Raw genomic sequence first — 14,381 nt, forward strand, 5'->3', positions numbered from 1 at the left:
CTGATGTGAAATCGCAAACCGGCGCTTGCCTGAGCGCCGGTTTCCTTTCGACCGCAGGTGATATCCGCACGCCGCCGGATTGCATCCTTTGAAACATCTTGACTTGAATTATCGCAATGGTGTCCAACTTTCTCGAAAATGGCTCCAAAAGGGTGGAGGGCGCAACGGAGCCGTCTTCGCGCGTAGCCTGCACACGTCGCGTTTAAACCGTTTCGCATCGTCGATTGATTGCCGTTTCGATCTTGCTGTCCGAGATCACGAAACCTCGGCGCTGTTCATGTGGTAGTCATATTTGGCAGTGCAAAAGGCTACGCAAATCATCATAACTTTGCTTGGATCCAGAACCGAACCCATGTCCATTTCCGCCACGTCTCCGAGCCCGTCCCGCGAGTCCGAAACGAAGCAGATCGATCACAATGACTCGATCCGCTCAACCTATCTTTCCATCGAGGATATCAGGGGAATAGGCGCCTCCGTCGCCGCCCACGGCGTCGACTCGCTGCCCGCTTTTGCACCGTTCGATTTCTTCGCGCGGCACAAGGAAAACGAGAAGGAAATCCTGCGGGTTTACCGCACGACGGCAACGGACGTGGAATCGGGTGAAACGATCACTCCCGCAGCTGAATGGCTGCTCGACAACCATTATATCGTCGAGGAAGCGATCCAGGAAATCCGTCGTGATTTCCCGCGGCGCTTCTACCGAGAACTGCCGACGATCGACGTCGGCGGTGTACGGATCCCACGCACTCTGGCACTCGCATGGCTTTATGTCGCCCACACCCACAGCTCGATCTCGCAGGAAAGCCTGACGGCCCTGGTCGATGGCTTCCAGCAGAGCGAAACACTAAGGATCGGTGAACTCTGGGCATTGCCGTCGCTTGTTCGCTATGTGCTCGTGGAAAATCTGCGTCGCATTTCGATCCGCGTCGAGCGCAGCCGCCGGTTACGCCGGCGTGCCAACGAGGCTGCAGATGAGCTTGTGCGGCTGACGGACCCGGCAAAGGCGGCCGAGTATCTCAGGTCGCTCGAGTCTCTTGCCGAAGACAATACCTTCGCAACACAATTCCTCTACCGCATGCGCGATGGGTCGCAGGCATCGAGCGTGGCGATCGCTTGGCTCGATGAACGCCTTGAAGCCCTCGGTCGCGACACCGAAGAGACGACGATGGCGGAGCACAGCCGCTTGTCCTCCGGTAACGTCACGATGGGTAACATCATCCGCGGTCTGCGCGAGATCGACGACACGGAATGGTCGGTCTGGGTCGAACAAGTCAGCCATGTCGACAAGCTGCTGTGGGATCATTCCGACTACGGCGATCTCGATTCCGGTTCGCGCAACAAGTACCGCAAGCAGATTGAAAAGCTTGCGAAGCGCTCGCCCCTGTCGGAAATGGAGATCGCCCAGTTGGCGCTCGACATGACTGAGGAGGCGAAGACCTCCGGCGAGACGCAGCCGCACGAACCGAATGTCGGCGGCTTCCTGACGGGCGCTCAGAGGCCAAAGCTCGAAGCGCGCGCGAACTATAGCCCGACCGCAACGCAGCACTTCGTCCGAACCGTCCGCCGTTTCAACTGGCTTTCGATTGCCGCACCGGTCATCCTGCTCACCATCATTGCCATGGCAATCGTCGGCAAGTTCATGGCCAATGCCGGCATGGAGCCGCTTGAGATCGCGATCCTACTGGTCATGTTCTCCCTCCCTGCCTCGGAAGGAGCAACTGGTCTCTTCAATACGGTGCTGTCGTTCTTCGTGACACCGGCCCGGTTGGTCGGCTACGAGTTCAAGGAGGGCATTCCCGAGGAAGCCCGGACACTACTGGTCGTCCCCTGCCTCATCTCCAACCGCGACAGCGTCGATGAACTCGTCCGCAATCTCGAAGTTCACTACCTCGCCAACCCACGTGGTGAAATCTACTTCGCGCTTCTCAGCGACTGGCCGGACAGCCAGGTCGAGGAAACATCCGCCGATCTCGAGGTGCTGGACTATGCCCGCCGCGAAGTTGCGAACCTCTCTGCGCGCTATGCCTTCGATGGCAAGACGCGCTTCTACCTCCTGCATCGTCGTCGACTCTACAATCCAGCCGAAGGCGCCTGGATGGGATGGGAGCGCAAGCGCGGCAAGCTGCATGAATTGAATCTGCTGCTCCGCGGCGACCGCGATACCACCTATCTCCCGGGCGCAAATATCGTACCGGCAAACGTTCAGTACGTGATGACGCTCGATGCCGACACGCGCCTCATGCGCGATGCGGTCACCAAGCTCGCCGGTAAGCTCTATCATCCCATCAACCGTCCGGTGATCAATCCGGCCAGCGGTCGCGTCGAAAGCGGCTATGGCGTGCTGCAACCGCGCGTCACGCCGTCGCTGACGACAGGCAAGGATGCCTCGGTCTTCCAGCGAGTCTTCTCGATCAACCGTGGTCTCGACCCCTACGTCTTTACCGTCTCCGACGTCTATCAGGATCTGGCGGGTGAGGGCACCTTTACCGGCAAGGGCCTCTATCATGTCGATGCCTTCGAAGCATCGCTGAAGGGCCGTATCGATGAAAACTCGGTACTCAGCCACGACCTGCTAGAGGGTTCGATGGCCCGCTGCGCGCTCGTCACCGATCTGGAACTCGTCGAGGATTTCCCGACCCGCTATGAGGTCGAAACCTCGCGCCAGCATCGATGGGCGCGTGGCGACTGGCAGCTACTGCCATACATGTTCAATCCGAAGCACGGCGTCACCGGGCTCGGGCGCTGGAAGATGTTCGACAACCTCCGCCGATCGCTGACGCCAATCGCATGGTTCTTCGCCTCGGTGCTTGGCTGGTATTTCATGGCCCCGCTTGGCGCGCTCGTGTGGCAGATCCTATTGATTTTCTGCCTGTTCGTCGCCCCGACGCTCTCCCTCATCAACGGCATCATCCCGCGGACCAGCGATATCGTCGCCCGCGCCCATCTCTACACCGTCTGGTCCGATATCCGTGCCGCCAACGCGCAGGTCGCTCTTCGGATTATCTTCATCGCCGATTCCGCATGCATGATGGCCGATGCTATCGGCCGCTCGCTCTATCGCCTCTTTGTCAGCCACAAGCTGATGCTGCAATGGCGAACGGCTGCCAGCGTCCAGGCCGGCAAGCAGGGAACGATCCTCTCTTATTATAGGGCGATGTGGCATGCGCCGGTGCTGGCCTTGTTTGCACTGGCTTTTGCGGCGCTCTCCGGCGACAAGGCCTATCTCGTCGGCGTTCCCTTCGCGCTTCTCTGGATCCTCTCACCGCTGGTCGCCTACTATGTCAGCCAGTCGGCAGAGACGGAAGACCGGCTTGAAGTCGCCGATTCCGTTTCCAGCGAGCTTCGCAAGATCGCCCGCCGCACGTGGCGCTATTTCGAGACGTTCACCACCGCCGAACAGAACTATCTGCCACCGGACAACATACAGGAGACGCCGCACGTAATCGTCGCGACGCGCACCTCCCCGACCAATATCGGCGTCTATCTGCTGTCCGTCGTGTCTGGCCGGCATTTCGGATGGTTCTCCTTCGAGGAAACCATCGATCGGCTGGAACAGACGATCGCGACAATCGACAAGATGGAGAAATTCCGCGGGCACCTCTTTAACTGGTACCACACGGATAGTCTTGAAACGCTCGGGCCGCGCTATGTTTCGGCGGTCGACAGTGGTAACCTCGCCGGCCACCTGATCGCGATCTCATCGGCCTGCCGCAACTGGGCGGAAGCGCCCTCCGCCCATATGCAAGGCAATCTCGATGGTGTCGGCGACACCGCAGGCATCCTCGCGGAAGTGCTGTCGGAACTGCCGGACGACCGCAAGACGGTTCGCCCGCTGCGTCGTCGTCTGGAAGAGCGTATCATCGGCTTCCAGAACGCGCTGGCAGCGGTCAAGCGCGAGCACGAGTTCGCATCGATCCGCATCATCAACCTCGCCGTTCTCGCGCGCGACATTCAAAAGCTCGCTGCCAACCTCGATCATGAGGTGAAGTCCGCCTTGAGCGTCGAGGTCACGCGCTGGGCCGAGTCTCTTGTCAAGGTTTGCGAAGCCCACATCTCGGACAGCACCTTCGATCTGTCCAACATCGATGCGCTGCGTCCGCGCCTGATCGCCTTGCGCGACAAGGCCCGCGACCTCGCCTTCTCGATGGACTTCGGCTTCCTGTTCCGGCCCGAAAGGCGCCTGCTCTCGATCGGCTACCGCGTGGAAAGCGGCGAGCTCGATCAGGCCTGCTACGACCTGCTGGCCTCGGAATGCCGCCTCACCAGCCTGTTCGGCATCGCCAAGGGCGATCTGCCGACGGAACATTGGTACCGTCTCGGCCGCCAGGTCGTTCCAGTCGGCTCGCGTGGTGCGCTTGTCTCGTGGTCCGGCTCGATGTTCGAGTACCTGATGCCGCCGCTTGTCATGCAGGAACGCGGTGGAGGTATCCTCAACCAGACCAACAACCTGGTCGTGGTCGAGCAGATGAACCATGCCCGCAAGCTGGGGATTCCGTGGGGTATTTCGGAAGCGGCGTTCAATGCGCGCGACCATAACCTCAACTACCAGTACACGAACTTCGGCGTACCGTCGCTCGGCCTGAAGCGGGGCCTCGGCCACAATGCGGTTATCGCGCCCTACGCTTCCATCCTTGCCAGCCAGTATAATCCCGACGCGGCGCTTGAAAATCTCCAGCGCCTGCGCAAACTCGGCGCACTCGGCAAGTTCGGTTTCCACGACGCCGTCGACTTTACGCCGACCCGCCTGCCTGAAGGCAAGACTTGCGCGGTCGTCTATAACTACTATGCTCACCACCATGGCATGTCGATCGCGGCCGTCGCGAACGTCGCCTTCAATGGCCACTTGCGCGAACTCTTCCACTCGGATCCGGTGATCGAGGCTGCCGAACTCCTTCTGCAAGAGAAGGCACCGCGGGATATTCCGGTCATGAGCGGTAAACACGAGTCCGATACGCCAGCCAGCATTCAGGACGATCTATTGCGTCCTGAACTGCGCAAGATCTATGATCCGGCCTCGCGCGATCGCGAGCTGGTTTTCCTCTCGAACGGCCACTACTCGCTGATGCTGACCGCAACGGGCGCCGGCTATTCACGGTGGAACGGCCAATCGGTTGCCCGCTGGAAAGCCGATCCGACCGAGGATCGCTGGGGCACCTTCATCTTCCTCCGCGATACGGCGACCAACGAATGGTGGTCGGCAACCACGGAGCCGAAGAGTGTCGAGGGCGAGCAGGTCAAGGTTCTCTTCGCCGACGAAAAGGCGGAGTTCACCAAGACGGTGGGCGACCTCACGAGCGAGGTCGAATGCATTGTCGCCACCGAGCATGACGCCGAAGCACGCCGACTGACGCTTATCAACTCGGGGACGGAGGATCGATTTATCGAGGTAACCTCCTATCTCGAGCCTGTCCTTGCGACAGACGACGTCGACAACGCCCATCCGGCATTCGCTCGCATGTTCGTCAAGACGGAGATCGGCAAGCGTGGGGACGTCATCCGCGTCGAGCGCAACAAGCGTGATCCGAACGAGCCGAACATGGCCGTTGCCCACCTCATCGTCGACAACTCCGGCTCTTCGCGCCACACCGAGTTCGAAACGGACCGCCGCAAGTTCCTCGGCCGTGGGCGCAGCCTCGCGAACGCTGCCGCCTTTGATCCCGGCTCAACCCTTTCCGGCACTGACGGCTTCACCCTCGATCCGGTTGTCTCACTTCGCCGCACCGTGCGTGTACCGCCCGGCAAGAAAGTCAGCGTCATCTTCTGGACTATCGCTGCGCCGAGCCGCAACGAGGCGGATCAGGCCGTTGACCGGTATCGCCACGCGGACGCTTTCAACCACGAGCTCGTCCAGGCCTGGACCCGCACGCAGATTCAGATGCGCCATGTCGGCGTGACGTCCCAGCAGGCGGCAGCCTTCCAGCATCTGGGTCGCCATCTGGTTTATCCGGATATGTATCTGCGCGCCGATGCGGCCGCAGTCGCCGCAGGCATGCAGTCGCAGTCATCACTTTGGCCGCTGGCGATCTCCGGCGATTTCCCGATCTTCACGTTGCGCGTAAACGACGACATGGATCTCGACATCGTCAGGGAAGCGCTGCTTGCGCAGGAATACCTGCGCTCGCGAGGCGTCACCGCCGATCTGGTCATCATGAACGAGCGCGCGTCATCCTATGCGCAGGACATGCAGCACGCAGTCGATCAGATGGCGGAGAATGTTCGCCGCATGGGACAGGCCGATGGCTTGCGCCAGCACATTTTCACGGTCCGCAAGGATCTGATGGAAGAATCAACGTACCATGCACTGATCTCGGCCTCCCGCGTCACGCTCCATGCCAAGAACGGCAAGATTATCGATCAGATCAATCGTGCCGTCGCGCTGTTTTCCCCAAGCAAAGAAGAGCAGCAGGAGCTGGAGCGTGCCGACCGCGCGAAGTCACCGGTCAAGCGGATCGCCCCGACGCCAGCCTCACGACCATCCAAGGTCGTGGTCGAGGAAGAAGGCGATCTCAATTACTGGAACGGTATCGGCGGCTTCGCCGGCGATGGGCGCGAATATGTCGTCCGCCTTCCCGGAGGTCACGCGACGCCGCACCCGTGGATCAATGTCATCTCGAATGAAAAATTCGGCTTCCATGTGTCGGCAGAAGGAGCGGGGTTCACCTGGAGCACAAACTCCCGCGACTATCAGCTGACGTCGTGGTCGAATGACGCAGTCATCAACCGCCCTGGTGAAGCGATCTACGTCGTCGATCGGGATAGTGGCGCGGTACTGACTCCGTTCGCAAACCTCTCGACGCGGCAAGATATCCGCTTCGAAGCACGACATTGTCTGGGCTATTCGGTATTCTCCAGCGTACAGAACGAAATCGCGCTTGAGGTGACGCAGACGGTTGATCGCGAAAAGCCGATCAAGCTGCAGCGAATCCGGCTACGCAATGCCAGCTCCAAGCCAAGGAAGCTGCGGATCTACGGGTACGTCGAGTGGGTTCTGGGCAACAATGCGCAGAAGTCTGCACCGTTCATCCTCTCGGAGCACGACGAGGAGACTGGCGCACTGTTTGCAAGCAACAACTACAGCATCGATTATTCCGGTCGGGTCGCTTTCTTTGTTGCCGGTGAGAAGCCGTCCAGCTTTACGGCCAGCCGCCGCGAATTTATCGGCAAGACAGGTACGATTCAGGCGCCGCACGCCCTGAATTCGGGAGCCGGCCTTTCCGGCGCGACGGAGCTCGACGGCGACCCGGCAGCGGTTCTCGCGATCGATATCGAGATCGGACCGGACGAGGAGCGCGATGTCTGCTTCTTCCTCGGTGATACCAAGACGAAGGCCGAGGCGCGGGCGTTAATCAATGATATCCGCAAGGTTGCCTTCGAGGACGTTGTCCAGGCAAACCGTGCGTTCTGGCAGAGTTTCACCGGGAAGCTGCAGATTTCCACGCCCGATCAGAGCATGAACAACCTGATCAATACCTGGCTGCCGTACCAGAGCCTGGGCTGCCGCATCATGGCGCGTACGGCCTTCTACCAGGCAAGCGGTGCCTTCGGCTTCCGCGATCAGTTGCAGGATACGTTGGCATTCGTCATCCATGAGCCGTCGATTGCCCGCAAGCAAATCCTGAATGCCGCCTCGCGCCAGTTCCGCGAGGGCGACGTTCAGCATTGGTGGTTGCCGGGCACCGGCGCTGGCGTCCGGACGATGATTTCGGACGACGTGGTTTGGCTCGCCTATGCGATCCATCACTATTGCAGCGTTACGGGAGACAAGAGCGTCCTCGACGAACAACTCGCCTTCCTGGAAGGGCCGGCACTCCTCGAGGGGCAGCACGACTCCTTCTATCTGCCCGAAGTCTCCGAAGATAAGGCGAGCGTCTACGAACACGCTGCCATCGCGCTGGATCTCGCGATCGCCCGAACAGGCAAGAACGGCCTGCCGCTCTTCCTCGGAGGCGATTGGAACGACGGCATGAATCGTGTCGGAATTGGCGGACAGGGAACGAGCGTCTGGCTCGGCTGGTTCCTGGCGGGCGCGCTGCGTTCGTTCTCGGCATATGCGGAGGACCGTGGCGACAAGGCACGCGTTGAGCGGTGGACCCAGCACCTGGCCGCGCTCAAGGCAGCGCTCGAAACCGTCGCCTGGGATGGCGCCCACTACCGGCGCGGCACGTTCGATGATGGCAGCTTGCTTGGCTCCAAGGAAAGCCTCGAATGCCAGATCGATTCGATCGCCCAGTCCTGGAGCGTGCTGTCCGGGGAGGGGGATCCGGCGCATTCGGCGAAGGCGATGAACTCCGTGCTGGATAAGCTGGTCGATCCAGAGGCACGGATCATTCGGCTCTTCACACCGCCCTTTGCGAACTCGGCTAAGGATCCTGGCTACATCAAGGCCTACCCGCCAGGCGTTCGAGAAAATGGTGGCCAATACACCCATGCCGCGACTTGGGTTGTCCTGGCGCTGGCTGAACTTGGCCGCGGCGACGATGCCCTGCGTTGCTTTGAATTGCTGAATCCAATCAGTCATGCCCGCGACCCGGTTTCGGCGGAACGCTATCGCGTCGAACCCTATATCATCGCAGCTGACGTCTACGGTGAGGGCGCGCTGAGCGGTCGCGGTGGTTGGACTTGGTATACAGGCTCCGCAGGCTGGCTCTATCGCGCGGTCATCGAGGGCATCCTCGGCATCAGGGTGAGGGATGGCCGCTTGTACGTGCGTCCAGCGCTGGCGAGTGCCTGGGACGGCTTCTCCGCCGAGATTGAGCACGCAGGTGCTAAATACCTCATTTCGGTCTCAAAATCGTCCCATCCGAGAGGTTACGATGTGACCATCAACGGACGCGAAGTCACCGATCCCGACGAGGGATATCCGGTCGGATAACAGCATTTTTCCTAGCTAATCATCCGGCGTTTCGTTGCGGCCAAAAGGGAAACCTTTTGGCCGCAACTGCGTTTGCAAATCGGAAAAGCAGGAGAAGTCCATGGCAATAGCGCTCGAGGGGACGATTGGCGCCAAGCAACGTTCTGTGACGGTAGCGACGCCGAAACGTGATACGAGATTGGACGTTCTACGCGGACTGGCGCTCATCACGATTTTCATCAATCATGTTCCCGGTCAGATTTTCGAGAATCTTACAACCAAGAATTTCGGCTTCTCAGATGCGGCCGAAGCCTTCGTTCTGATCTCGGGCATTGCGGTCGGCTTGGCCTATGGTACGCGCTTTGAGCCGAGCGCATGGCTGCTGACGACGGCCAAGGCCACGAAGCGGGCGTTTACGCTTTATCTGGCTCACATGATAACGACGTTCATGACGCTCGCCCTGTTCCTTACCGGCGCATGGATCTTCCACCGACCTGGCCTGCTGTGCGAGATCAACATCCTCGCCGTCTTGACCAATCTGAAGGCTGGCATTCCCTCGCTGGTGCTGCTGGGACACCAGATTGGCTACAACAACATCCTGCCGATGTACGGGGCCTTGATGCTGATGGTGCCGGTCATCCTTCTGCTCAACGCGGCAAGCCCTCTTCTCGCGCTGGCCGTCTCCGGCACGGTTTGGCTGTTTGCGGGCGTATATGAGATTGCGCCTCATAACATGCTGATTGAGGGCTATTGGTTCCTCAATCCACTGTCCTGGCAATTCCTCTTCACGATCGGCATCGTTGGCATGATGCATGTGCGCCGTGGAGGCAAACTGCCTCAGCACCCGATCCTCTTTGCCGCTGCAGCGGCTTACGTCGTATTGTCCTTTGCCTGGGTGGTCGGCCAACTCTGGAGCTTCGGAATTGCGTTGGCAGCGCTCGGCCTGCCGCCGGTACTGACAGGTTTCGACAAAACATTTCTGTCTCTGCCGAGGCTGCTGCACGTTCTGGCGCTGACGTATCTCGTCATCAATATTCCGGCAATCTCACGCCTGCTGCGCCGGTCAGCGGACCATCCGCTGACCGTTCTCGGCCGCCACTCGCTGAACATCTTTGTCGCCGGTACTATCCTGGCGATGGTCGGTCAGGTGGTGCTCTACATCAACAACCACGACCGGATCATCGGGCCAGTCCTTGTGGTTATCGGCATCGCCATCCAGTTCGCCTACGCCTACCATCTTGAACGCAAGCGCAAGCTCGAGGCAGGCGACCGAAACAGGTTGCCCAGCCGAGGGATGGTGCCGGTTCCTGTACGCGTTGATCGATCGCGGGATCGGCGCTAGACGCCAGCGGCATCAGTCTGCTGCGATTGTCCGCCCATCGTCACCCCTTCGTATCTGATCGCAAAAACCTTGACTCCTGTGGAAAACCTTTTAAGAGCAACGGCGGAAAAGGAATATCCATGGTTCGCGACGAACACGCCATTGCTGCATGCAATGACCGGGCACAAGGTGCCGGGATGGATATTGCCGTTCCGGTTTCTTCCAAAACCAAGGCCAAAACGACGACGAAAACCGTCTGACGTCTCTGGCCTGCCGCTCTCTCCCCGGCTCGGCTGGGGACACGGAAGCCGCGATATTTTCGCGCTTTCCCCCTCACCGGATAAGAGGAGAGAAGAGAAAGAGAGCTTGAGAAATGGGTTTTAAAGTTGCAGTTGCGGGAGCGACCGGAAATGTTGGCCGGGAAATGCTCAATATCCTCTCCGAGCGCGGTTTTCCCGCCGATGAAGTCGTCGCGCTTGCATCCGCGCGCTCGCAGGGTACCGAGGTTTCTTACGGCGATAAGACGCTGAAGGTCGCAAACCTCGAGAATTACGATTTCTCCGACACCGATATCTGCCTGATGTCGGCTGGCGGCGAGGTCTCCAAGAAGTGGTCGCCCAAGATCGGTGCCCAGGGCTGCGTCGTCATCGACAACTCGTCGGCGTGGCGCTACGACGCGGACGTGCCGCTGATCGTTCCTGAAGTGAACCCGGACGCCGTTACCCAGTTCAGCAAGCGCAACATCATCGCCAACCCGAACTGCTCGACTGCGCAGCTCGTGGTGGCGCTCAAGCCGCTTCACGACTTCGCCAAGATCAAGCGCGTCGTCGTTTCGACCTATCAGTCCGTTTCCGGCGCCGGCAAGGATGGCATGGACGAGCTGTTCAACCAGACGCGAGCCGTCTTCGTCGCGGATCCGATCGAGAACAAGAAGTTCACGAAGCGCATAGCCTTCAATGTCATTCCGCACATCGACAGCTTCATGGAAGACGGCTACACGAAGGAAGAGTGGAAGGTTCTCGCCGAGACCAAGAAGATGCTCGACCCGAAGATCAAGGTGACCTGCACGGCAGTTCGCGTTCCGGTCTTCATTGGCCATTCTGAATCGGTCAACATCGAGTTCGAAAGCGAGATCACGGCCGACCAGGCACGCGACATCCTGCGGGAAGCTCCCGGCTGCCTCGTCATCGACAAGCACGAGAACGGCGGTTACATCACGCCCTATGAGTCTGCCGGTGAAGATGCGACCTACATCTCGCGCATCCGCGAGGACGCGACGGTCGAGAACGGCCTGAACATGTGGGTGGTTTCCGACAACCTTCGCAAGGGTGCTGCTCTCAACGCGATCCAGATCGCCGAGCTGCTTATTAATCGCGGACTTGTGAAGCCGCGCAAGCAGGCAGCCTGAACCAATTGTTAACTATGGTTTGTTAAGCCCGGCTTAATAAGGTAAGGGCTTTTCTTGGCGCGGGTTCGCCGTTTACGGCTTCCCGCGCTTGCCAAATCAAAGACGGTGACAATATTGCCGAAAGCGGGCCGATGGCCCGGTTTGAAGGCCAGTCAGATCGGGATATCTCCATGCGCATGACGAAATTTTTGCTGGCAGCTGCTGCCGCCTGCATTCTCCACGCAGTTCCTGCAGCAGCCAAGGCAGCCCAGTGCGGCAACAACGGCGCTGGTTTCGAGGCCTGGGTTGGCGAATTCAAGCAAGAGGCGGCCGCAAACGGTGTCAGCCCCTCCGTTCTCGATCGCGCATTTGCAAACGTCTCTTACAACAGACCGACGATTGCTGCCGACCGCGGCCAGAAGAGCTTCAAGCTTTCCTTTGATGCCTTCATGCAGAAGCGCGGTGGTGCGGCGATCATTTCGCGCGGCAAGAATATGAAGCGTGCCAATGCTGCTCTCTTTGCGTCGATTGAACGCCGTTTCGGCGTACCGGCTGGTCCGCTGATCGCGATTTGGGGCATGGAGACCGGATTCGGCAGCTATATGGGCAATCAGCATACGCTGTCGGCGGTGTCGACCCTCGCCTACGACTGCCGACGTTCCGACTACTTTACCGATCAGCTTTATGCGGCATTGCAGCTTGTCTCGGAGGGTTACCTCAATCCGCAGGCGCGCGGTGCGGCCCATGGTGAGATCGGACAGACGCAGTTCCTGCCGCGCAATGTCGTGCGCTTCGGCGCCGATGGCGATGGCGACGGCCGCGTCGATATGGTCGGCTCGCGCGCTGACGCGCTCGCCTCGACTGCCAATTTCCTGAAAGGCCATGGCTGGCAGGCCGATGCCGGCTATCAGCCCGGCGAACCCAACTTCGCAGCGATCGCCGGCTGGAACGCGGCGACGGTCTATCAGCAGGCCATCGCTTACATCGGCCAGCAGATCGACGGAAACTAAGAATAAGTCAGCGCAAACCACGAGCGCCGAACCGAGGTTCGGCGCGCTTTTTGTTTGGTTAATTTAGATTTCTGGACGAATGAAGTCGCGGGTCTCGGCGTCCATGACCCACAGTTCTCCCGTCGAAATATCGAACCAGGCACCGTGAAGTGCAATCTTGCCGGCGTCTTCCAGGGCCTTGATGTCCGGAAACGTCCGGAGGTTCTCGATCGAATTGCGGATCGAGACACGCTCGAGGGCGGTTTGGCGCTCGGCGGGAGTCATCACGTCATTGGCGCCGATCTGCTCCGCCGCCGGCCTGACGAGCGACATCCAGCGCCCGATAAAGTCGCCAGGCGATAGCGGCTCGGCGCTCGGATCGAGCGCTGCCCTGATGCCACCACAGCGCCCATGGCCCATGACAACGATATCCGTAACCTTCAGAGCCTGAACCGCGAATTCCAGCGCGGCTGAGGTCGCATGGAAATGGCCATCCGGCTCGTAAGGCGGCACCATGTTGGCGACATTGCGGATAACGAATAGTTCGCCGGGACCCGCATCAAAGATCAACTCGGGCGCAGCACGTGAGTCCGAACAGGCGATCACCAGCGTGCTTGGGTTCTGGCCGTGTTCAGCCAGCGCTTTATAGCGATCACGGGCGTCCACATAACGCCCATTCATAAAGTTGCGATAACCGTCAAGAAGGATGTTTGGAAAACGCTGCATGATCTTCGATTACAGCCTGCGCCAAACAAGATCAATATCGCACTGCAAGATCGCGAGCGTAGTCGTGGTGTCAGCCCTTGCGCCTTTGCACGGGATGCATCAGGCGCCGCATCTGCACCATCGCCATGGGCGTTGCGAGGCTTGACGCGTCGCTTGCCAGCGTCAATTCGTCACTCCCTCGCTTCACGGCGCGGGCAAGCACCTCGTAGACACTTGCCGTTGCAAGCTGAAGCGCCTTCTCGTCCTCCATGCCGGAAAGAAGCCGCGACAGAAACAGCGCGGCGAGAAGATCACCGAGGCCATTTGGCGGTTTATCGATAAGGCGGTGTTCCGCCAGCAGCGCATGTCGCCCTGTGAGGTAAAGATTCCCCGTGCCTCCTGCCATCATCGGTACGGCTGAGGTCACCAGCATACGTGACGGCCCCAGCGATAGGGCCGCTTCCATTATCGAGGTATTGTCTTCAAGGGGCGCGCCAGCGAGCCAGGCGAGCTCATATCGATTAGGCGTCGCAAGCGAAGCGAGGGGTATCAGATGATCCCTGATTGCCTCGGCCGTTGCCTGCGGGACGTAAAGGCCACCCAGATCCCCCATAACCGGATCGCAAACGTAAAGCAGCTCTGGCTTCTGCTCGCGCAAAGCCGTCACGAGGCGGGCAACCGAGCGCGCTTGCGCGGCATTGCCGAAATACCCCGATAGAACAGCCTTCACCTCGCCAATCCAAGGCGCGCGAATGAGATCGTCGATCGCCGCGTCGAAATCGGCTTCGGCAAACGCGAGCCGTGTAGACCGGCCATGGCCGGGGTGCCACGGCAGCACGATCGTCGGCAGCGCCCAAACCTGATGACCGAGGGTCTCTAGCGCAAAGACCGCCGCACGGTTTCCGACGGACCCGCGCACAACGTGGCTGGAGATAACAATGACGGTTCCTGCGGCATTATCTGACATGATGCTCTACTCGGCCTTCGATGCCCGTTGATCTCCTTTTTGCATCTCCACTGTCAACTGCTCTTCACGCAGACATGAAAGCGTCGGCTGCAAGAAATTCAGAAATCTGTACGACGAAGCAAAATCTTTCGAAAATTTGCGTCCCGATGGCCAAAAACGCA

Annotated in this window: 7 protein-coding genes; 5 read left to right on the plus strand and 2 right to left on the minus strand. The window is 59.7% G+C overall.

What is annotated here, in order from left to right:
- Positions 1 to 352: 352 nt before the first annotated feature.
- The 5 genes from ATY80_RS14940 (at position 353) to ATY80_RS14960 (ending at position 12,569) form a co-directional block, all read left to right on the plus strand.
- Positions 353 to 8,872 carry a glucoamylase family protein gene (locus ATY80_RS14940; protein ID WP_088693153.1) on the plus strand — a complete coding sequence of 2,840 codons (8,520 nt, stop codon included), beginning with the start codon at positions 353 to 355 and terminating at the stop codon, positions 8,870 to 8,872.
- Positions 8,873 to 8,972: 100 nt separating this feature from the next.
- On the plus strand, positions 8,973 to 10,193 hold the full coding sequence (opgC, locus tag ATY80_RS14945) for an OpgC domain-containing protein (protein ID WP_088693154.1): 1,221 nt from the start codon (positions 8,973 to 8,975) through the stop codon (positions 10,191 to 10,193).
- Between the two features lie 26 nt (positions 10,194 to 10,219).
- A complete protein-coding gene (locus ATY80_RS14950; protein ID WP_088693155.1) occupies positions 10,220 to 10,432 on the plus strand; it encodes a hypothetical protein in 213 nt (70 codons plus the stop codon).
- Positions 10,433 to 10,545: 113 nt separating this feature from the next.
- Positions 10,546 to 11,580, plus strand: coding sequence for an aspartate-semialdehyde dehydrogenase (locus tag ATY80_RS14955; RefSeq protein ID WP_028747250.1), 1,035 nt, complete (start codon positions 10,546 to 10,548; stop codon positions 11,578 to 11,580).
- Between the two features lie 170 nt (positions 11,581 to 11,750).
- A complete protein-coding gene (locus ATY80_RS14960) occupies positions 11,751 to 12,569 on the plus strand; it encodes a lytic murein transglycosylase (RefSeq protein ID WP_088693252.1) in 819 nt (272 codons plus the stop codon).
- Positions 12,570 to 12,632: 63 nt separating this feature from the next.
- On the opposite strand, the gene ATY80_RS14965 is transcribed toward ATY80_RS14960, so the two are convergent.
- Both ATY80_RS14965 and pdxY read right to left on the minus strand, forming a co-directional pair.
- Positions 12,633 to 13,274 (minus strand): carbonic anhydrase, encoded by a 642-nt coding sequence (locus ATY80_RS14965; protein WP_088693156.1) that lies wholly within the window; start codon positions 13,272 to 13,274, stop codon positions 12,633 to 12,635.
- A gap of 70 nt (positions 13,275 to 13,344) precedes the next feature.
- Positions 13,345 to 14,220, minus strand: coding sequence for a pyridoxal kinase PdxY (gene pdxY / locus ATY80_RS14970; RefSeq protein WP_088693157.1), 876 nt, complete (start codon positions 14,218 to 14,220; stop codon positions 13,345 to 13,347).
- Positions 14,221 to 14,381: the final 161 nt, after the last annotated feature.

Origin of the sequence: Rhizobium sp. R711, from assembly GCF_002211365.1 — a bacterium.
Taxonomy (GTDB): Bacteria; Pseudomonadota; Alphaproteobacteria; order Rhizobiales; family Rhizobiaceae; genus Rhizobium.